Genomic DNA, 19751 nt, shown 5'->3' with positions numbered 1-19751 from the left:
GCGCCCGGTGTCCGGCGCCGATGACAGGCTGCCGCCGTAAATCAGCACCGTGCGGTGGCCTTCAAGCCACTGTTTTTCGGCAAGGCCGGGGGCGATGGCGGCGATATGTTCGGGTTCGCCACAGACCAGCAGCAGGCGGACTTTACTGCGCCAGAAAAGGTTGTAGCGACGGCGGAGGTGGGCTTTCACATGCCGAATGCTGGCAACGGTCGAGGATTCTGCCTCACTTCGATGCCGTATAAAATCGGTTTTATTTCCAGATGAGAGGAATTTAGCCTGGCGGTAAGCGTTTTTACCAAACAAATATGTCGTAATAAAAAAAATGATAATAAAGAGCAGTAATCCACCCGTTAGTACCAGAGCTAATATAAATAGCCGCTCAAACCAGATAGAGTCTGGAGAAATCCCCAGTATAGTCGGTTCACTCCTGAGGATAAGGCATGCTGCAATTCCCAAGCATAAAAGAACAAACAAGATAAACCACAACTGAAATGTTGTGTTTTTTATTCCCTGCAAAATACGTTTCACCTTTTCTCCCGACATAAAATAACTGGATAGAGAAACTTCAGCAATGACTTACAACTTAAATAACACGAGGATAATAAATTCGAAGCTACAACTGTGCTTGAGGCCTAACGACCAACGACCACAAGAAATCATCATGTTCAGACATACTGACAATCAGCTGTGGTGAGGAATATCTGTGATTACCAGAAGCCAAAGCAATAGCAAGCCACGGCGATACACTCCCCGTAAAACCACTCTTAATGTCAATATCGATCAACTTCGCCTTTGTATCATTCAATGGCAAACCGAGATTATTAGCAACCTGTGTTTTCTCTTTATTTTTCGCCCCCATTCCTGCTAACCAGAGATATTCGATATTTTCGAGATTGCTCTTTCCCCATAACAATGACTGCATCACTGATGCATTTAGTCCTGCATGAGTTGTTTTTTCCGGCCTGTGAATATGAGCTATATACTCTTTCAGTTGTGAATCGTCTTGTGTGGCGTTTAAAAGCAATGCCACTGCAGCTTCCCCTTCTCCATTACGTAATTTTGTTTTTAATTTCATTGACAAAATCAATAGAGTTTCTATAGTTCGAGGTTTATCCAGCCAATTATCAATATCGGTCAATCCAAATTGAGAGGAAAACAAAACTTGCGCATGCTCAGGCACAAGTAATTTAATTTCCTCCTGAATATCTGAAATAGTATCTGACGCCAATGCAATATCACTATCGAGCTGTAAAACCACAGTCAACCGCTTTGAAGCCTTACATTTCATTAACGCTGTCTGTAACGTTATGTCCTCAAGAAGTAAGGTTAGCTCCCTGACTATTCTGATTGATAGAGGTAACCTGGCATCGCCAAAACGGGTTTGATAGCTCACTATTTGCGTGACTTCATCCACCACTGTGGGTAACTCAACTCCCCCAGGTATTATAAATTGGTCCGTCATGACACCAGACGTTACAACGTGTTGTAAATGCGTACATACAGCTTCCAGCGTCAGATAACGCTGCCCACGCTGAATTTCATTCCCAATATCTTTTTCCCGTTCATGATTCCAGCCATCAGAGAACCATACGGATGTCAAATAACATAGCCAGCGAACACCAAATATAAACAACCATATTATAAATGGTAAGCTGATAAAACAGTTCCAGAATAATCCCCCTCGTACTATGCTATGTGAGGGCCACAACAATGAGGTAAAAAGCCCACCACAAACAATGAAGACAAGCAGCACAACCGACCATCGTTTTACGGACGGAGGTAATTTCCGCTTAGTTGCGGGAGGAATCACAGAGAGATCAACAGGCATTATTTACTCGTTGTAGCGCAGCTTAGTGAGGTAATTAATGTGCAACCGCAAGTACATTTATAATTATGAAATGCAACGGGTACGCCATTATCTTTCATAGTAGGGTGGCCTTCCGCTATATATGATGGACTATGCCCTTCTATGGGACAACTTACCGCATCGCCTAAACGCGCCACACCCACCCCCTGAAATTTCAAGGTCCCGGAACCGGACAGCACCTGACCACCATGCGTTGTTTTATCGCCAATACGAACGATGCCCTTCATTTCTTCACCTCCATCATGGCGCGTTTTTTATCCACCATGCTGCGCGCCTTGTCCATTCCCAGCATCCAGCGCCAGAGCGAACGGGGATTCTGCGCGGCACTGATATCCCAGGGATCGTCCGACGCAATCACGCAACTGGCCTCGACTTCCTCACTCCAGCGCGGGATCCGGCAGGTGTACATCGCAAAGACCCGGAACGGCCAGGCCGTCAGATACAGCGCCATCAGAAAGGGCACCACAAAAAACGGCGCCCCGTAGGTGGCGCTGAACATCAGATACCAGTAGCCAAAAAATATCCCTTCCCGGCGTCCCTCCACCGGAGGCATCAGTTTCAGTACGCCGGCGACCGCTTCCGGCCCTTCCTCCATATAACGGCGCACAAATTCCCAGTTGCGGTACAGGTCTTCACGCCGCGGAGCGGAAACCGACAGCGTGAACGTTTTCAGCACCGTTTTGCGATCTTCCGCCAGCACATGTCCGCGAATATCGTAATTCTTCCGCTTAAATCTTGTTTTTGTATAACATCCAGTCGTAAAGAAAATGTCGTCCCAGGGGGCGCTGTAAACCTCCCCGTCCACGCTGAATACATGCACCAGTCTGTTTTTCCTGTCAAATCTGACGGGATAATGCGTCCAGCGGAAACATTCAACCCTCATCATAAATGAACAGAACCATGCCAGAAGAAAAGAAATGATTACTGCACCAGTGCCAAATCCCCAGAAAAAAAGATCTCTCTGACGCCCGGATAAGTACTCATATACCATTGTTGACGTAAAATCATATACACCCCAAGTAAAAAGAAGAAACAGAGCCAGGGATGGAACGGTTAAAAATCCTTTTATCGCATACCACTTATCAACCACCTCCATATAACCTGAACTGAGATGAATCACCGCCGCATCATCCATGACTTTATTGTCACCCAGGTCTAATTTTTCATTCTGATGTAATTGATTAGCGAGTTCATCCTCTGTCAGTACAGGTGAGGCCCGGTACTTGTATTTGATCATTAATCCTTCGTAATCCATTTATTATCCTGCCTGCATAATGTCTTTCAGACTCTGCATTTCAATCTGAAGCGTCTGATGTGGTTCAGGAGGAAGCCCCTCCGGCGTTACTCCCCACATCGTTTTTTCCAGCCATTGCTGCAGCTCATTGGTCTGTTTCCAGGAAATATAAAATGCTGCAACCAGAAGCACGGCTGCCATTACTCACCCCAGCGTAAGGCCAACAATTTCCATACGTACTCCAAGTGATGATCCTGGCCCGGTGCCAGCGCCGTACCGCTGGTCATCGCAAAACTTCACCACGTCAATGTTCAGCCAGGTGTCGGCGGCGAAGCGGAACCAGATACTGACCTCAGCCAGCAGGCGAGTGATAAAGCGCAGGTCCTCCTCGCCGTACTGCATCAGCTGCTCGCGACGCGGATACGCCTGTGCAGGGTCAAAGTCCTCTCAGCGCATAGCGTGGCGGGTATGCAGGATATCCTGAATGCCGCTCATAATTACCAGCCCATATCTGCACAGGCATTTTTACTGCTATACCAGGTTGCCAATATGCCAATAACGCCCCCCACAATGAGTGGGGTAAAACTACCGGCAATAAATCCCCATAAGGAAAATGGGTTCTTCGAATCAAAAAAACTAAACTGGTACACCCAAAAAGAAAGCATCAGAAGGATTCCGGACATTCCTCCAAAAAGCCAAGGTTGGGTGTGTTCAAATCCTTTAAAATCATCTAGTTCAGGAGGTTGTCTGGACGACAATGCCGCGATGCTAAACTGATTATTTTCTGACACAGCAACAAGTTGCCCACCCTGCGCATATTTTACCGCGTCAGCAGCCAGTGCGAGTGCAAGCCACCGGTATCCGGCGCTTCTTTCACCCAGTGATGCCTCAATATCCAGTCGTTCAGGAGCCTGTTTCTGCTCATCAAGCGCTTTCAACAGCGGATATTTCTCAGCCCGGGACAACCCTGTGTACCAGAGCGTTTTTGGTGAGGCTACCGGTTCTGTTTGCAGATACACAGGTACTTTGGCCTCAACATCATTCACACCTGCCATCGGCTGATAGAGGTAAACTGGTTTTTCACTTTCGATTTTGACATAACGGTTTGTGAGTAAAAGTGCACACGCACTTTCCATACTTTTTGAATCGCTATCATCACCATATATATCGATGATAAATATCAGGCGATTTACCCGGGAGGTCTCCGACTGTTTAATCCATGTATTTATAAGGGAATAATCAGGACATTCTGACAGATATTCTATCTGGCAGTCACTGTTGTGATTAATGTCAAATCGCCCTAACATTCGCTGTAATTCATCACAACAATACTCATCCCCTCCCCGTACCCATAACGTCGTCTTAAAACCACGATAGTTATGATTTTTTAGTTTGGTTGCCAATGGCCCAATTAATTCACCAAATATCTGTTCGATACGAGTATAATCAAACCCCTGTTCCTGCCTGATTTTTAACGGATTTTTCGGGGCCAGCGGGAATTCACCTTCCAGCTTCAACAGATTCAATGCAGGTTGTTCCAGCGGAGTGATCACAGACCATCCGGCAATAATTATATTTTTCCGGGCATATTGTTTTAAATGGTATTCCTGTGATAACGCGATAAACTTACGCATTTCAGCATAATGAACAAGTGCGCTTTTAAAAATATTAACAAAGCACATCAGTGCAGTAATAATTAAAAAAGGGAGCGCCAACGCCGGAAGAAAAAAAAGAGCGTCAATATGCTTATTATTCGGCCATGTTGTTGCACGAATGAATAAACAAAATGTAATGACGACTACATAAGTGAAAATGAGGAGCCATAATGAAATACCAGGGTTTTCCGCCTCTTTCTGTTTTTCATACAACCACCATTGCATCAGACGCCCCCCGCATTTGGTAACGTTGTTTTTATTGTACAACCGCACTCAGCCTTACAACCGTCAACCACCACACCACGCCCAAGCATTGTCCAGGATGGATGGCATTCAGCAATGATAAATGTCCCTTTATGTTCGGGGCAGATAACCAGATCGCCTTTTAATGCAACCTTAATACCCATAAACTCGACACCGGAAGCGGTAGATACATGACCGCCACACACCAGCGGATCGTTAAGACGAATAACACCTCTCATTATATATCGGTTCCTTATTTCCCCACATCCATATCGCACCGCATATGATCCCAGCCCTGGTAATTTTTCACTTCCGGTACTTCGTCGGGAAGATCCTGATAATTGGTTTTATATTTGGCCGTGTCATTTACAAGCGCTTGTTTGGTAATATAATCCAGCCCCCAGGCCTTTCCCGGATATTGTGGTTCAATTCTCTGTACCGTTCCGTCATCAAGAGTGTAGGTAATCCCCGGACCACCGGGAAGAATGCGCGGATCATCAAACGGCTTTGACGACATATACAACCGGTGCTTCGTCTGCAAAAATCCCTGGTCATTTACGACTGTGAAGGAAAGAATGTCGTCTCTCGGCGGTGATGAGTCACCATTCGGTTCGTTTTCTCCGGGAGAATATGTCGCCGTGGTCCAGGTTTTTCCGTAATCTTTAGATACTCTGAAAGCCCCTGGGTCCCAATTTGGGATAACAAGATAGCGTTCCGAAGGGTGCACAAATTTTTTGGTGAATATCCGAAAAAACTGGAAATATAGCTGTGAATGAATACCTCTTTGCGTATCCGTGTACCAGAGTTCTCCCTCACAGTTCCAGCCTTTGAGTTCCAGATAACGATGGTCGTCAAAGCGGTAAACCACCTGCATAGGTGGTTCTTTGGCACCGCATCCGCTGACCACCAGCATTGCCGCTAACACACTGCCTGTCATCTGAGTGAAATTCATATCAGTTCCCTTTCGTTATACCCAGCTCACGGTCCGTCAGCGTGTCCGGCCTGTCCCATTGCGTATTTGGTATTTCTTTATAGTCTTTCGCCAGATACCCCTGAGAAGGAATTATCGTTGTGGCGTTCATATATTTATTCACCACCCCACACTCTTTTAACGAAGGAACAACTTCATCAGGTTTATTCATCTAGTTTTTTGTTGTTTCCAGCGGAAGTTTCCCCGTCCGGTAATACTCTCTCGCCAGCAGGTTCTCTTCCTGCCAGCCCTGACTGGGGGCCACTACGTTATTTACCGGCGTCCATATCGCACCGCATATGATCCCAGCCCTGGTAATTTTTCACTTCCGGTACTTCGTCGGGAAGATCCTGATAGTTAGCTTCATGACGCACAACCTTGCCATCTAATCCTTCTTTGGTGAAATACACCACTCCCCAGGCCCAGCCTGGATATTGCGGATCAATTCTATGTACCGTTCCGTCATCAAGAGTGTAGGTAATCCCCGGACCACCGGGAAGAATGCGCGGATCGTCAAACGGCTTTGACGACATATACAACCGGTGCTTCGTCTGCAAAAATCCCTGGTCATTTACGACTGTGAAGGAAAGAATGTCGTCTCTCGGCGGTGATGAGTCACCATTCGGTTCGTTTTCTCCGGGAGAATATGTCGCCGTGGTCCAGGTTTTTCCGTAATCCTTAGATACTCTGAAAGCCCCTGGGTCCCAATTTGGGATAACAAGATAGCGTTCCGAAGGGTGCACAAATTTTTTGGTGAATATCCGAAAAAACTGGAAATATAGCTGTGAATGAATACCTCTCTGCGTATCCGTGTACCAGAGTTCTCCCTCACAGTTCCAGCCTTTCAGTTCCAGATAACGGTGGTCGTCAAATCGGTAAACCACCTGCGTCGGCGGTTCTTTGGCACCACATCCGCTGACCACCAGCATTGCCGCTAACACGCTGCCTGCCATCTGAGTGAAATTCATATCAGTTCCCTTTCGTTATACCCAGCTCACGGTCTGTCAGCGTGTCCGGCCTGTCCCATTGCGTATTCGGTATTTCTTTATAGTCTTTCGCCAGATACCCCTGATGGTGCCCTGACTGGGGGCCACTACGTTATTTCCCGGCGTCCATATCACACCGCATATGATCCCAGCCCTGGTAATTTTTCACTTCCGGTACTTTGTCGGGAAGATCCTGCCAGTTAGATTTAAATTGATCTGTGCTTTCTTGCAACCCTTGCTTAGTCATGTACACCATACCCCAGGCCCTGCCGGGAAATTTGGGATCTATGTGATGAACAGCACCATCTGATGCTGTGTAAGTAATACCGGGTCCACCAACAGCAAGACGCGGATCATCAAACGGTTTTGATGACATATACAACCGGTGCTTCGTCTGCAAAAATCCCTGGTCATTCACGACTGTGAAAGAAATAACATCCTCTCGTGGAGCGCGATTATCTCCATTAGGTTCATTCTCTCCCGGCGAAAATCCTACTGATTGCCAGCTTTTCCCATAGTCCTTTGATACAATAAAACCACCAGATTCCCAGCTGGTTATCGCGATATAACGCTCGGAGGGATGAATGAATTTTTTGGTAAATATCCGGTAAAACTGAAAATATGGCTGTGAATGAATGCCTCTCTGCGTATCCGTGTACCAGAGTTCACCCTCACAGTTCCAGCCTTTCAGTTCCAGATAACGGTGGTCGTCAAAGCGATAAACCACTTGGGTCGGAGCTTCTTTGGTTGCCAGGCATCCGGTGGCAGTCAATGTTCCGGCTAAAACAATGCCTGTTGTTAACTTTTTCATATCGTTAACCTTTCATTTGGCGGTCGGTTAGCGTGTCTGGCCTGTCCCATTGTGTATTCGGCACTTCCTTATTTCCGGTTGCCAGGTCGCGGGACGGAATAACCTTTGTGGCATTCATAAACTGATTCACCACACCACACTCTTTTAACGATGGAATAACCTCATCGGGCTTGTTCATATAGTTTTTTGTTCCTTCCAGCGGTAGTCTCCCTGTCCGGTAATATTCTTTTGCATCAACATTTCCATTATGCACATCCCGCCAGTCAGCGCGGTGCAGCAGGGCTTCCCAGAATTCTCCCGCTTTGTAATTAAACGCCTTGCACTGCCCTATCGCCAGGTCAAACGCCATCGCATGAGAAGGCGCAAACTCACTCATCACGACAGAGGAGTGCTGGCTGTAACTCACCGGGTCTGATTTCTGCCACTCCTTTTCAAGTTCATCACGGGATTTCAGCCACGTCAGCGTGAGGGCCGGGAAATCTTTTGACCCGCTTACCATGCCGTGAATCACTGTTACATTCCGCTTGTTACTCTCTGTCTGCAATTCACTTTCCGTCAGTACATGGCCCGGAAACCATGAACGGCGCTGATAATCGTCCAGCGGATATGTGGCACTTGCCGTGCGGCTGATGGCATAGGCTTTCGCCGAGTAGGAGATATACGCATCCGGGCTGTCAGGGTCAATATTCGCCTTATACGGTGCATCACAGGTTTTCTCGTCGTTATCCGGGTGATTGTCCTGCCCCTGCAATCTGAACATGAAGGTTTCCGGTAGCTCCTCGCCATTAATAATCACATCACTCGCGGTATAACTGGCATTCGTGGCAACGCTGTATTTAAAGTCGCCCTTATATGATGGTGGCATTTCAAATGGTTTTTCATCTGGAGCCTTCCCCACCCAGACATGTTGACAGAATACGCGCTGACGCAGGTTAGGAATAGCACTGGCCAGCTCACCGGGAATACCCCGCCAGCCAAAACCCTGAACATTTTTCAGCGAAACCGTTCCGTCGTTCGGGCAAAAATAGTTATACACCTTGCCGTTGTTGTTACGGCGATACTTATTGTCTTTACGCAGTGGATTCTCTTCCGGCCTGCGCAGCGTGCAACTCCCCTCCAGCGCCTCAATGTCATCACCGGAGAGTTCGCCGCCTTTGTACTGTTCCGCCATCACGGCGCAGAAGTTTTTGAACGTCTGCTGCCGCGCCGCGCTGGTCTGGTGGTGGCCCGACTGGGCATTTTCCATCAGCCGGCTTTCCAGCGAATACGGCGAGTTGTTCAGAATCACACAATTGGCCGGACTGTATCCCGCCTGTTTGACCAGCATATTCGCCAGCATGGTGATGATGGTGCCCTGGCTGTGGGCCACTACGTTAATCACGTCGTTCTCGGTGACAGGCTCATCCCGGATTTGAATAATCAAATCCGCCAGCCGCTGGGCGGCAAAAAACTGATAAATACGGTGCGGATTGGGAAAAATCGGGTGCGTATAGTCACCGCCGTTCAGATACAGTGTGCTAAACCCTGCGGCGGCAACAGCCGCCCCTCCTGCCCCCGGCCCCAGCATATCGGGGATGCTGGTGGTGGCATTAGCAAAGGTTCCGCCACCTTTGGCAAAATTCATATCCAGCGCATTGTTCCAGTTGTCGTTCTGAAACTTCACCTTATTATCGCCATCGTTGCCGACAGCCTTCATTTTCTCTTTATCATTTTGTTGATAAGCATCATAGGGAATATGGGCTTTGTCCCCCAGCTTCTGGGCGTCCACTTCTTTCCGGTAATTCTGCTGGTCCGCAACCCAGTCGTCATACGTCACCGGCTTGTAGCCCCAGTAAAAAGGAATAACCGGCGAACGACCCGGCGCGGCGATTTTTTTCTGCGCCTCTTCGTTATGCATCATCATGAAATCTTTCCATTCATGCGCGTAGAGGTCAGTACGGTTAAGGCGCTTACTCAGACCCGCAATAATACCCGTTTCCTGGTTCTGGTACGCTTCGCCCACATCATTCACGCCATGCACCAGAATGACGATACAGGGCATGGGACGGGGAACCGCCACATTGCAGGTCTGCGCCGCTTTCCCAAGTCCTTCTGGCACCGACACATTGTTTCTGGAAGCTATGCGCGGCGCATACGGGCTGGTTTTTTTATCAGTCATGAGAGTAACTCCAGTGTCCAGGTATCAAGATCGGTCGCATCAAGCAGGGGCGAACATCCTTCGCCGTCTGTCTCACCTTCGACGATGTCGCCCGCAGAGCTTTTGACGCGGAATTTTTGTCTGGTCAGAATTTGTTCTGGATCATCGGAAGCATGAAGCCGATAACGGTGTTTAAACGCCCCTTTATCAAAATTTGGCATCTGTATCTGCACACTTTCAGGGCCTTTATAGGCAAAGTTTGGCGCTTTAATATCAACGCCTGTGGGTGAGAATATTTCAACCGATCCATCCGCATTAATGCGGATGCCACCGCCTCCGCAGGCCAGTTGTATTCCCTGTTTTGCGCTGATATTCAGCTTGCTGTCGGTGCTGGTCAATGTGAAATCCTGCTGTGAAAGCATATGCATGGCACCGCGCTGTGCCTGAACTGTGATATCTCCGGCACCGGCAATCATCTGGATGCCAAGTTTTCGGGCAAACAGGGCCAGCTTTTCACCAACAGCCAGTGAGAATTTTTTTACCACGTTGATGCTGGCATCGTTACCCGCCGTTGCAACTAAATCCTCGCCTGTGGAAAGTTGCAGGCTTGCAGGTGTGATATGTGCCTGCCCCTCACCGGCATACGTCAGAAGCCCCGCCCCTTTTAGTTGTTTCAGTGTCTGGCTGAGTCGTTGCTGTTGCCCTGTGTCCACCACACTGATTCCGGCAGTGGCGGCACATTGCTGTAATGTTTTCGCCAGCGACAACGCCTTTTCCAGTTCCACGATCGCCGCAGTCATATCCAGCTGTTTGCCCTGCACACGCGGCTGCGATTCGGTGGTGAGCATGATCCCCTTTCCGGCCCGTATCGCTCCGTAGCTGTCCGTCCGCAGCTCAAACCCCTCCCCGCGAGGCTGTTTTTCGCTGTCCACCAGATGCCCCAGGTTCAGCTGACTCTTGCCGCCGTACTCCGTGCTGACCTTGATGTGCTCTTTGCCACGCGCGTCGTCGAGGCGGATTTTGTTGTTCGCCGGGGTCCGCAGGACGTTGCGCTTATAGTTCCGGATGGTGACAGGGTCCGGGTGCGTTGAGTCGTGCAGGACACCGGCAATATACGGACGGTCCGGGTCTCCCTGCTCAAAAGCGATGGCCACTTCCGTCCCCGCCAGCAGCGGCAGGTGCAGGCCGTATGTGTCCCCGGCATAGGGGCGCGCCTGACGTACCCACAGACTCTCTTCCCCCGGCGACCAGTGGTCGCGGTCGAACAGCAGGTTGACCTTATAACGGCCGTCGCGGTCGATATGGCCGTAGATATCGTTGGTTTTCGTGCTGGTCACCCGCGCCGGCAGCGTGCCGGCCATGACCGGCCTGTCGCCCGGTTGCGGACGGAAGCCGTAATTTTCCGAGAACGGGATGGCCGTAAACGCCACCTCATAGCTGCGGTCGCGACGGGCGCGGCTGTGGATGCCGGTAATCACCACGCCCTGGCGGAAAACCTCCGTCACCTCAGCGCCTCCGGTGACCTTCAGCTCCCGGCCCGGCGCCAGCGCCGCGCTGCTGGTTCTGCCGCTCAGCCGGGTCTGGTCGTTCAGGTAGCGCTCGTGGCGCAGACGGGCATAAAACGCCCCGCTCTCCGGCTCCGGGTTGCGCTGGCCGTCACTGCCCGGCGCCTGGTAGTTATCCGCCCAGTGATACGCCTCACCGTAGGTGGTGACGTCGCCGGACGTCACGTCCGCGCTCTGGCTCATCTCCTCCGGCGCGTTGCGGTAGTTGTAGTCCCGGGTGAACACCGACTGCTGCACCACGTTATGCTGGCTTTTCAGCGCCCACACCGACTCGGTACCGCTGTCGTGCTGGCCGGAGGGCGGCACCGACGGCAGAACCAGCCCCTGCTCGTAGTGCCGCTGGTCATCGTAAAACTCCACCACGTCAATGTTCAGCCGGGTGTCGGCGGTGAAGCGGAACCAGATACCGACCTCGCCCAGCAGGCGGGTGATAAAGCGCAGGTCGTCCTCGCCGTACTGCATCACCTGCTCGCGACGCGGATACGCCTGTGCCAGGGTGAAAACAAAGTCCTCCCCGCGCATGGCGTGGCGGGTACGCAGGATATGCTCCACGATATCCGGCACCGACATATCCTGGTAAATCCGGTTCTGGTGGCTCCGGGAGAGCAGCGCCAGACGGGGCTGCAGGGTCAGGGAATAGTGCGTTTCGTCGCGGGATGCGGAAAGGCGCTCAAACGCCGTCACCACGCCCTGAATCGTGCGCACCGGCTGCTGAATGTTAATCCCGAAACCCTGGTCCGCCGGCGCCTGCAGGGTGAAGGTCGCGTCCTGCATCAGCATCTGCTGCGGCGTGATGGTTTTGTCGGCGCTGGTGAACTCAATCACGTATCTGAACGGTTCGCTCAGGGCCTCCTCACCTTCAAAGCTCAGCACGTCCAGAAGGGCGCTGCAGCCGCGCACCGTTAACAGATGGTGGCTGTGGCTGAACAGCAGGGATTTTATCTCGCTCATACGCCCGCCCCTGCGCCAAACTCCATCACAATCCCCCCCTCTTCATCACGACCCAGCATCAGGTGCTGCGCCTTCTGCCCCGCCGCCTGATGGCTTAACAGCTGCAGGCTCAGCGCCGGCAGTATCTGCTGATTGAGCAGGCTGTCCACGTTGCGCGCCCCGGTATCCGGCAGCAGGCAGGCATCCGTCAGAGCGTCGTACAGGCTGTCGCTGATGGTAGTGGTCATGCCGTAGTGGCGACTGAGGCGTTTGCTCACCTGGCTGAGCTTCATACCGACAATCGTGCGCATCGCGTCCCGCGTGAGCGGGCGGTAGATCACCGTCTGGAAGCGCGCCAGCAGCGCGGGCTGGAAGTGGTCGCGCAGCAGCGGACGCAGCAGTTCATGCAGGTCAGATTCCGTGGCCTCCGGCCGTTCGTCCAGCATCTGCATGATGTGGTCGCTGCCGAGGTTGGAGGTCATCAGAATAACCGTGTTGCGAAAGTCGATCTCCCGCCCCTCGCCGTCGCGCATAAAACCCCGGTCAAACACCTGGTAGAACAGGTTCATCACGTCCCGATGGGCCTTCTCCACTTCGTCCAGCAGCACCACGCTGTACGGACGCTTTCTGACCGCTTCAGTGAGGATCCCGCCCTGGCCGTAGCCGACGTACCCCGGAGGAGAGCCTTTCAACTGGGAGACGGTATGCGGCTCCTGGTATTCGGAGAGGTTGATAGTGATTAAGGATTTCTCACCGCCAAACAGCGCGTCAGCAAGGGCAAGCGCGGTTTCAGTCTTGCCGGTGCCGCTCGGCCCGGTCAGCAGGAACACGCCCTGCGGGCCGTTCTCCGACGTCAGCCCGGTTTTGCTGGCACGGAGACGCTGCGCGATGGCGTTCAGCGCAGCGTCCTGGCCCACCACGCGTCTACCGAGCTGCTGTTCCAGGCTCAGCAGCTCCGTCTGCTCATCCTTCATCAGAGACGAGAGCGGCACGCCGGTCCAGTCGGCGATGACCGTGGCAACGGTGCGCGCGTCCACGTCCAGCCCCAGCAGCGGGTTCCCCTGCTGCACGGCACTAAGCTGGTTTTGCAGGTCCGCGATTTCCGCCTGGCGGGAGATATCGGCGCGGCAGGCGAGCAGGTTTTCCGTGAGCTTCAGCTCCTGGCCGTACTGCGTTTCCAGCTCATCGAGCTGCAGGATAATACGGACTTCGTCCTGTTCGATGGCCGCCAGGCGTTCGCCGTGGGTGTGGTTACCCGCCGCGATATCTTCCAGCAGCGCCTGCTTTTCCATCGCCAGGGCGGTGAGCTGCGCCTTCAGGCGGGTCAGCGGCGCCGGCACCGTATCCAGGCTCATGCGGATGCGGGCGGAGGCGGTGTCGAGTAAATCCACCGCCTTGTCCGGCAGCTGGCGTCCGGTCAGATAGCGTCTGGAGAGGGTGACGGCGGCGCGCACCGCCTCATCGGTGATGTGCACCCCGTGATGCTCCGCGTAGCGGGACTTCAGGCCCCTGAGCATCAGGCAGGCGGTGTCGTCGTCCGGCTCATCGACTTTGATCATCTGGAAGCGCCGCTCCAGCGCCGCATCACGCTCAAAATACTGTTTGTACTCGCTCCAGGTTGTGGCGGCGATAGTTCTGAGTTCGCCCCGGGCAAGGGCCGGTTTCAGCAGGTTAGCCGCATCGGCGCCGCCCGCCTGGTTACCCGCGCCGATAAGGGTGTGGGCCTCATCAATAAACAGAAGCACAGGCAGCGGCGACTGCTGCACCGCGTCGATAATGTTTTTCAGCCGCTGCTCGAATTCTCCCTTCACCCCCGCTCCGGCCTGCAGCAGGCCGAGGTCAAGGGTGCGCACGCTTACCGGTTTCAGCGCATCCGGGACGTTGCCCTCGGCGATTCTGATCGCCAGACCTTCCACCAGCGCGGTCTTGCCGACACCCGGCTCGCCCACCAGTATCGGGTTGTTCTTGCGGCGTCGGGAAAGAATGTCCACCATCTGGCGGATTTCATTATCACGGCCGAACACCGGGTCGATTTTGCCGTCCCGGGCGCGGGCGGTCACGTCGAGGGTGAACTTATCCAGCGCATTCTGCAGAGCCGGATTCAGATCCCCTTCTTTTACGCCCGCATTAACCGGACGGCCGACAAACGCCACCTCGTCGCCCTGCGCCAGCTCTGCTTCCTGCTGCACCTCCGGGCGCTCTTCGGACTGCGCGTCCAGCAGCGGACGCAGGCGCGCCAGCTGGCTCTGCGCCAGGGTCAGCAGCGGCCACAGGCCGTCGCAGCGCACCAGACTCTGTTTATCCACCAGCGCCATCAGCAGGTGGATACTACGGATATGCTCCTCCCCGGCCAGCGAAGCGCTTAGCCATGCCTCCTGCATCAGAGTCTGAATAGCGTCTGAAAGCTGCGGGCGGCCGCGCACCGAACGGGGGAGCTTATCCATAAAGGTCAGCAAATCCTGCCATATCGCGTCCATATCCCATTCGTAGCGCCGCGCCAGTACCGTCAGGTCGCCCTCGCCCTGCTCCAGCAGTTTCAGCAGCCAGTGCTCGGGCAGGATTTCCGCGTGCGCCCGGGTCTGGCACAGGGTGGCAGCGCCTTCCATCGCACGGGCGCAGTAAGGGTTAAGACGGCGTAACAAAATGGCGGGATTTTCCATGAGCTTTTCTCTTTATCAGTTCCGGACACGCTACCGCCCGTCGCTGTTCCCTGTTATTCAGGAACCCAAAGCGCATCAGGTCAGGCAGGCAGATTGTTTTTTTGCTGAGCGCCCGTCAGTTCAGGCGCTCAGCAAAAACGGGCAGCGGAAACTGCCCATCAGGGGATGACTCTAAATAGTTCGCGCTGTAGCAAGACGACAAGCGAATGCAGCCAACGGCGCTACAGCGTGAAATATGGCGAGTCATCAGGCGGTGGCGCGTTCGTTCCAGCTGTCGGAATGAATGATGTTGCCGTCCTTGTAGGTCCAGGTGATTTTTTCGTAACGCAGCTCAATCTGCTCGAGGTGGTTATGCTTCTCGTAGGACGGGTCCTTGACGTCGTGCATCAGCGGGTTGACCTTCACCACCTTCACGTTCTCAAGCTTCGTGTTGAAGTACTCCACTTCCTGACCGGCGTCGTTGATTTTGTACCAGCGGAACTCCGCCGACTTCAGCGTCTGGCCGGTGGTCACCGCCTTGTACAGGTACGGGCTGGAGGCGTCGATTTCCTTGGTGAACAGGAACGGCGTGTGGATACGCGTGCCGGTCAGCTTCCCGGTGTTGTTGTCGGTCGGGATGTACAGGTTATGCTCCTGCGCCACCACCTCGATGCTGCCCTCGCGGTCCTTCACGTCCACGGAACCTTTGATGTCCGCGCCGCCGTCGTCCTTCAGCCACAGATAGACTGGTATTGCCATATTACTTCTCCATTTATACACGTCGTCCTTCAGGCGGCCTCTTTGTTGGCTGCCTTCATTTGCCCCGGTCACATAGTGAACTATGCTTCCGGGGACGCATTCAGTTGCCGCTGCGAGGCAGCCCGAATGACTGTGTGTATCATTTTAAAAAGCGCCATCATCCTGCGATGGCGCGGGGGTCATGCCCGGTGGCTGGCAGGCATTCGCCTGCGGCACCAGACTGATTTCGACACGGCGGTTCAGCGCCCGGCCTTCGGCCGTGTCGTTGGGGGCAACGGGTCGGCTCTCGCCGTAGCCCTGCACCGCAAAACAGCTCTCCGGCACGTCGCCGGTGTCGCGCATCCAGTCGCGCACCGATTCGGCACGCTTAAGCGAAAGTATCTGGTTGGATTTATCGTCGCCGGTGCTGTCGGTATGGCCCGCCACCACAATCAGCCAGCCGGGCTTCGCTTTGATGCCCACCAGCGAGTTCACCAGCAGCTTTGTCGAGCCGGGCTTCAGCGCCCACCTGCCGGTGTCGAACAGCGACATGCTGTCGAGGCGGATGATTTTCGGCGCGGTTTTCTCGGCAGGCTTCAGTGGCGGAGGCGGCGGGACATAGGAACGAATGGCGTCCAGCACCGGCATGCGCAAATGCTCCCCGTGATACAGGCCGAGCCCCATTTCCAGCGGTTCACCGTGGCGCGCCCACCGATCCAGCTGCAGCGCATCCCCGCGCAGGATCTGCACGGCGCGGGCTTTCGGGGCGTAGTCATCCATCGCAATCTGCGCGTAATGCTGAATATCGAACCCCACCCGCTGCAGCAGCTGGCGGTTGTTCCACGCGCTGGCGCACAGTGCGATAATGGCGGCAAGGGTGAACAGGCAGAATGCCCGCCGTAAAGTTCTGCTGAGCGGCGTCACGCCGGCGCCCAGTGGCAACAGCGGCAGAATAAAATTCGGCAGCGTGACATCCGCTGATGAGGGGTTGGGCTGCCAGCCGGGCAGCGAATTCAGGGCAGTATGTTGAGACAACCAGCGCTGCCACAGGCTATCAGCCAGAACCGGCGCCCCCGAAGGCGTCATGTGATATACCACCATCGCCGGGTCCGCCGGAGGCATATCGTCCGACGCCGCCGTCAGCGCGGCCATCATTGTTTGTTCAGTCAGGCGAACCAGCGTATTCATCCTCACCTGCGCAGCCAGGCGGTCCGTCCCGTCCTTTTGCGCCAGCCATGTCCCGGTGCTGCACGGCACATCGTCCGCCAGCCATACCTGCATGGCCTCCCCGGCCTGCGCTGTCTGCCACAGCGGTTGTGGAACAGACGCCCCCGCCACTTTACTGTTCAACAGTAAAGGCACCGCCCGGCGGCAATCGCTCCGCACCTGGCTCAGCTGCCAGCGCAGCTCATGAAGCCCGGCCGCCAGCGCCGCCTCATCACGATGCAGCTGCGGACAGACGCTGACCATCACCGCCAGCTGCGATACGAGGTCCGGGCGTTTCCACAGAAGAATACGTACCGTCTGCTGCAGTTCAGCCGTCGGGACGTTTAACCAGCAGCCCTGTGCCGTGCGGTAAACTGGCCCGCTCTCCGGCCACCCGGCGATATCGCCGCAGACCAGCACCACCGGCAGGCGATACGGCGCGTCCGGTATCTCATCCAGCCAGGCGTTATCCACCAGCGGATCTTCCCGCCTGCGCCCGGCGAAAATCAGCCCGGCGATAACGGCGGCCAGTATCAGCGCAACGGCCAGAATTCGCCCGCCGGAGGCCAGCGGCAGAAACAGCAGGCAGAGCAGCAGCGCCAGGATCCCGCCCCAGAGCCATAACAGGCGCAAATAGCGCACGTTCATTTCCCGGCCCCCGGCAGCAGGGTTGCAATCAGGGAATCAAGCCAGTGGTTCAGACCCCACCACAGCGCGGCGATCGCTACCAGCGACAGCCCGATGCAAACCGGCCAGCGACGTAACCCGTCCGCCAGGCCGCTGCGCCCGGAGATACCCGCCAGTACGGGACGGCTCTGGTCCGTTTCAAACGGCGGCACGCGCTCGGTCAGTACCCGAACAAGCTGGTCACGTGCCGGCTCATTCAGGGCATAACACCCTTTAAAGCCAAGCATCAGCACCCGGTGGAAACAGGTCAGCACCGCCATATCCGGCGCGGGCTCGCGCAGAACCTGACGCATCCGTTCATACAACGCGTCTCCGGCGTCCAGAGCACCAAAGTATTTCGCCTGCAGCGGACGGTCATACCAGACGATGCAGGCATCATCCTCGCCTTCGCGTCCTTTGGCGGTCTCATCCAGCAGCGCACACCAGGCGTAGAGAATATGCCGACGGCTCGCCTCGCTGACGTCCGCAGCCTCAAGCTTCGCCATCACCTGTTCAATATGATCTACACAATGTCGCCACAGGCGGTCGCCCTCCCCGTCGGCCAGTCTTGCGCCGAACCGCAGTTCCGTCACCGTCAGCCACGCGTCCGCCATCAGGGCGTCGATATTTATGTCCTGTTTCATGAGCGCAGCACCGCAAACAGTTCAAGTTCCGGATCGCCCAGCAGACCGGGGACGTAAAAGACACAACTGCCTTCCAGCAGCATCGCCCGCGCCGCCGGATGGGTCATATCAAGGGTGAAATACTGGTTTTCCAGGCGCAGCGGGATAGCCGCAGGGACGTGGCTCATCGCGCGCAAAGGAATGCCGGGCTGCGAACCGTTGACCACCCTGTCGACTTCATCCGGGCTACCCGCTTTGCACTGAAGCGGAAACTGCTCCAGCAGTTGCGCTACCGGCAGCGGCGAGCGTACCGAGAGATAAAAATCCGCCTCTTCACGCAGTCTCGGATCGTGGAGACGGGCGTGCCAGCGCTTGCGCCGCTCATCGCGGACCATGTCAATCGCCACGACCCGGGATGGCAGGCTGGCTTCCAGCAGCACACCCAGTAGGTCAAACAACGGCGGGAAGACCGCCGTTAGCTGCTCATGACGATAGGCCGGAATATCGGCGGTGGTGTGATCAAGAGAAAACGTCAGCAGGCTGCCTGCAAGACCGGCCAGCGCCTGATAAAGCCGCTCCGGGTGCACCTGCGGATAGCGCACAAAGTGGCTGAGCACCGGCTCCGCGCTGTTGAGCGCATTCAGCAGCCAGAACAGCGACACGTCCGCCACCGCGAAGTCGGCCATCCGTTCGTTGCTCTCCCGGCGCATAGACATCAGGCGCTGCAGGCGCGCGCGTAGCTGACCCGTCAGATATTCTGTCTGCTCCGTTAGCCAGCGGCTGGCCTGCACGTTCAGCAGCGGCGGGATAAACGACGCGTCCTGCGACCAGTCTCCCTGGCTGTCGCGCTTAAGACGGGCCACGGCGACGGTCTGGTAATTGCCGTTGTCGTTATCCTCTGTACGCAGCGTCAGCTCCGGCTGCATTACCGCAATCTGGCGGCTGTCATCCCCATAGCGGTTACGCACCTCCCGCCAGGCCAGACGCCAGCGCACAGGACGCTCCGCTTTCTGCTCCGGTTGCAGGCAGTTGCCGCCGTTTTCATACTCATGGGGCAGCGCCAAAACCACCGTCAGTTCGTGGCTTTCTGTTTCCGGTAAGGTCATCACGGGCGGCAACGCATCGGCGTTATCGCTATCAGTGAGCGTTCCGTCGGCGAAACGCACGCACAGGTGGTCGGCCTTCAGTTTCCCCTGCTTCAGCAGCGCGGCGTCAAAAGCCGTCCGCGCAACCCCCCAGGGATGTATTGCTCCCAGTCGGGCGACACACTCGGTGTGCCAGGCCGCTTGCGCGGCCTCCTGCTGAAAATGTTGAGGGGAAACCATCTGGCCCCGCCCCCACAGCGGTCGTACTGTTTTCATCCCTGCCCCCGCCTTACGCTTTCGCTTTCGGCATCTGAGAAACCAGAGACAGGTTCACGTCCATACCTTCCACCTGGAAGTGCGGCACCGCGTACAGCTTCACCCGGAAGAAGCCCGGAT

Annotated in this window: 18 protein-coding genes and 2 pseudogenes; all 20 read right to left on the bottom strand. The window is 54.8% G+C overall.

Going from position 1 to position 19751, the window contains the following annotated elements:
* Positions 1 to 528, bottom strand: a pseudogene (locus ABLU96_RS11165) (hypothetical protein); the annotation flags it as partial.
* An 85-nt stretch (positions 529 to 613) separates the two neighbouring features.
* Positions 614 to 1828 carry a hypothetical protein gene (locus ABLU96_RS11160; protein ID WP_139155586.1) on the bottom strand — a complete coding sequence of 405 codons (1215 nt, stop codon included), beginning with the start codon at positions 1826 to 1828 and terminating at the stop codon, positions 614 to 616.
* On the bottom strand, positions 1828 to 2094 hold the full coding sequence (locus ABLU96_RS11155; RefSeq protein WP_074189050.1) for a PAAR domain-containing protein: 267 nt from the start codon (positions 2092 to 2094) through the stop codon (positions 1828 to 1830). Before ABLU96_RS11155 ends, ABLU96_RS11160 begins: the two co-directional genes overlap by 1 nt.
* Entirely contained in the window at positions 2091 to 3122 is a 1032-nt protein-coding gene (locus ABLU96_RS11150) for a DUF6708 domain-containing protein (RefSeq protein WP_064406686.1), read from the bottom strand. The genes ABLU96_RS11155 and ABLU96_RS11150 overlap by 4 nt, the downstream gene beginning before the upstream one ends.
* Before the next feature lie 3 nt (positions 3123 to 3125).
* Positions 3126 to 3302: a hypothetical protein gene (locus ABLU96_RS11145; protein WP_158413618.1), complete on the bottom strand. Its 177-nt coding sequence runs from the start codon at positions 3300 to 3302 to the stop codon at positions 3126 to 3128.
* Between the two features lie 75 nt (positions 3303 to 3377).
* A pseudogene (locus ABLU96_RS11140) lies at positions 3378 to 3587 on the bottom strand (contractile injection system protein, VgrG/Pvc8 family); the annotation flags it as partial.
* Positions 3588 to 3598: 11 nt separating this feature from the next.
* Positions 3599 to 4981, bottom strand: coding sequence for a hypothetical protein (locus ABLU96_RS11135; protein WP_064406687.1), 1383 nt, complete (start codon positions 4979 to 4981; stop codon positions 3599 to 3601).
* Entirely contained in the window at positions 4981 to 5238 is a 258-nt protein-coding gene (locus tag ABLU96_RS11130) for a PAAR domain-containing protein (protein ID WP_074177954.1), read from the bottom strand. The genes ABLU96_RS11135 and ABLU96_RS11130 overlap by 1 nt, the downstream gene beginning before the upstream one ends.
* A gap of 14 nt (positions 5239 to 5252) precedes the next feature.
* Positions 5253 to 5951 (bottom strand): sialidase family protein, encoded by a 699-nt coding sequence (locus tag ABLU96_RS11125; protein ID WP_064377847.1) that lies wholly within the window; start codon positions 5949 to 5951, stop codon positions 5253 to 5255.
* 1 nt (position 5952) lies between these two features.
* Positions 5953 to 6141 carry a hypothetical protein gene (locus ABLU96_RS11120; protein WP_064378525.1) on the bottom strand — a complete coding sequence of 63 codons (189 nt, stop codon included), beginning with the start codon at positions 6139 to 6141 and terminating at the stop codon, positions 5953 to 5955.
* A 97-nt stretch (positions 6142 to 6238) separates the two neighbouring features.
* Positions 6239 to 6937, bottom strand: a complete 699-nt coding sequence (locus ABLU96_RS11115; RefSeq protein ID WP_064407451.1) for a sialidase family protein — start codon at positions 6935 to 6937, stop codon at positions 6239 to 6241.
* A 130-nt stretch (positions 6938 to 7067) separates the two neighbouring features.
* A complete protein-coding gene (locus tag ABLU96_RS11110; RefSeq protein ID WP_086074116.1) occupies positions 7068 to 7766 on the bottom strand; it encodes a hypothetical protein in 699 nt (232 codons plus the stop codon).
* 4 nt (positions 7767 to 7770) lie between these two features.
* Positions 7771 to 9924, bottom strand: a complete 2154-nt coding sequence (locus ABLU96_RS11105; RefSeq protein WP_064406692.1) for a DUF3274 domain-containing protein — start codon at positions 9922 to 9924, stop codon at positions 7771 to 7773.
* Positions 9921 to 12419, bottom strand: coding sequence for a type VI secretion system tip protein VgrG (gene vgrG, locus ABLU96_RS11100; RefSeq protein ID WP_163521025.1), 2499 nt, complete (start codon positions 12417 to 12419; stop codon positions 9921 to 9923). The genes ABLU96_RS11105 and vgrG overlap by 4 nt, the downstream gene beginning before the upstream one ends.
* Positions 12416 to 15058 carry a type VI secretion system ATPase TssH gene (tssH, locus tag ABLU96_RS11095; protein ID WP_064407280.1) on the bottom strand — a complete coding sequence of 881 codons (2643 nt, stop codon included), beginning with the start codon at positions 15056 to 15058 and terminating at the stop codon, positions 12416 to 12418. Before tssH ends, vgrG begins: the two co-directional genes overlap by 4 nt.
* A gap of 246 nt (positions 15059 to 15304) precedes the next feature.
* Positions 15305 to 15796, bottom strand: a complete 492-nt coding sequence (gene hcp, locus ABLU96_RS11090) for a type VI secretion system effector Hcp (protein ID WP_014229074.1) — start codon at positions 15794 to 15796, stop codon at positions 15305 to 15307.
* A gap of 144 nt (positions 15797 to 15940) precedes the next feature.
* The gene (locus ABLU96_RS11085; protein ID WP_064407279.1) at positions 15941 to 17629 is read right to left on the bottom strand and encodes an OmpA family protein; all 1689 of its coding nucleotides are present in this window, start codon (positions 17627 to 17629) and stop codon (positions 15941 to 15943) included.
* The gene (tssL, locus tag ABLU96_RS11080; protein ID WP_014229072.1) at positions 17626 to 18291 is read right to left on the bottom strand and encodes a type VI secretion system protein TssL, short form; all 666 of its coding nucleotides are present in this window, start codon (positions 18289 to 18291) and stop codon (positions 17626 to 17628) included. Before tssL ends, ABLU96_RS11085 begins: the two co-directional genes overlap by 4 nt.
* Positions 18288 to 19631: a type VI secretion system baseplate subunit TssK gene (gene tssK / locus ABLU96_RS11075; RefSeq protein ID WP_064358504.1), complete on the bottom strand. Its 1344-nt coding sequence runs from the start codon at positions 19629 to 19631 to the stop codon at positions 18288 to 18290. Before tssK ends, tssL begins: the two co-directional genes overlap by 4 nt.
* A gap of 13 nt (positions 19632 to 19644) precedes the next feature.
* On the bottom strand, positions 19645 to 19751 hold a 107-nt coding region (locus ABLU96_RS11070; RefSeq protein ID WP_133242211.1), incomplete at its 5' end, for a type VI secretion system contractile sheath large subunit.

The sequence above is a fragment of the Klebsiella sp. CN_Kp106 genome, assembly GCF_040064575.1.
Classification (GTDB): Bacteria; Pseudomonadota; Gammaproteobacteria; order Enterobacterales; family Enterobacteriaceae; genus Klebsiella; species Klebsiella michiganensis.
This window is presented reverse-complemented; position numbering and strand designations above follow the sequence as displayed.

Excerpts from the sequence above, each read along its gene's own strand:
- ABLU96_RS11160 (WP_139155586.1), bottom strand. The coding sequence starts at position 1,828 with ATGCCTGTTGATCTCTCTGTGATTCCTCCCGCAACTAAGCGGAAATTA.
- ABLU96_RS11155 (WP_074189050.1), bottom strand. The coding sequence starts at position 2,094 with ATGAAGGGCATCGTTCGTATTGGCGATAAAACAACGCATGGTGGTCAG.
- ABLU96_RS11150 (WP_064406686.1), bottom strand. The coding sequence starts at position 3,122 with ATGGATTACGAAGGATTAATGATCAAATACAAGTACCGGGCCTCACCT.
- ABLU96_RS11145 (WP_158413618.1), bottom strand. The coding sequence starts at position 3,302 with ATGGCAGCCGTGCTTCTGGTTGCAGCATTTTATATTTCCTGGAAACAG.
- ABLU96_RS11135 (WP_064406687.1), bottom strand. The coding sequence starts at position 4,981 with ATGCAATGGTGGTTGTATGAAAAACAGAAAGAGGCGGAAAACCCTGGT.
- ABLU96_RS11130 (WP_074177954.1), bottom strand. The coding sequence starts at position 5,238 with ATGAGAGGTGTTATTCGTCTTAACGATCCGCTGGTGTGTGGCGGTCAT.
- ABLU96_RS11125 (WP_064377847.1), bottom strand. The coding sequence starts at position 5,951 with ATGAATTTCACTCAGATGACAGGCAGTGTGTTAGCGGCAATGCTGGTG.
- ABLU96_RS11120 (WP_064378525.1), bottom strand. The coding sequence starts at position 6,141 with ATGAATAAACCTGATGAAGTTGTTCCTTCGTTAAAAGAGTGTGGGGTG.
- ABLU96_RS11115 (WP_064407451.1), bottom strand. The coding sequence starts at position 6,937 with ATGAATTTCACTCAGATGGCAGGCAGCGTGTTAGCGGCAATGCTGGTG.
- ABLU96_RS11110 (WP_086074116.1), bottom strand. The coding sequence starts at position 7,766 with ATGAAAAAGTTAACAACAGGCATTGTTTTAGCCGGAACATTGACTGCC.
- ABLU96_RS11105 (WP_064406692.1), bottom strand. The coding sequence starts at position 9,924 with ATGACTGATAAAAAAACCAGCCCGTATGCGCCGCGCATAGCTTCCAGA.
- vgrG (WP_163521025.1), bottom strand. The coding sequence starts at position 12,419 with ATGAGCGAGATAAAATCCCTGCTGTTCAGCCACAGCCACCATCTGTTA.
- tssH (WP_064407280.1), bottom strand. The coding sequence starts at position 15,058 with ATGGAAAATCCCGCCATTTTGTTACGCCGTCTTAACCCTTACTGCGCC.
- hcp (WP_014229074.1), bottom strand. The coding sequence starts at position 15,796 with ATGGCAATACCAGTCTATCTGTGGCTGAAGGACGACGGCGGCGCGGAC.
- ABLU96_RS11085 (WP_064407279.1), bottom strand. The coding sequence starts at position 17,629 with ATGAACGTGCGCTATTTGCGCCTGTTATGGCTCTGGGGCGGGATCCTG.
- tssL (WP_014229072.1), bottom strand. The coding sequence starts at position 18,291 with ATGAAACAGGACATAAATATCGACGCCCTGATGGCGGACGCGTGGCTG.
- tssK (WP_064358504.1), bottom strand. The coding sequence starts at position 19,631 with ATGAAAACAGTACGACCGCTGTGGGGGCGGGGCCAGATGGTTTCCCCT.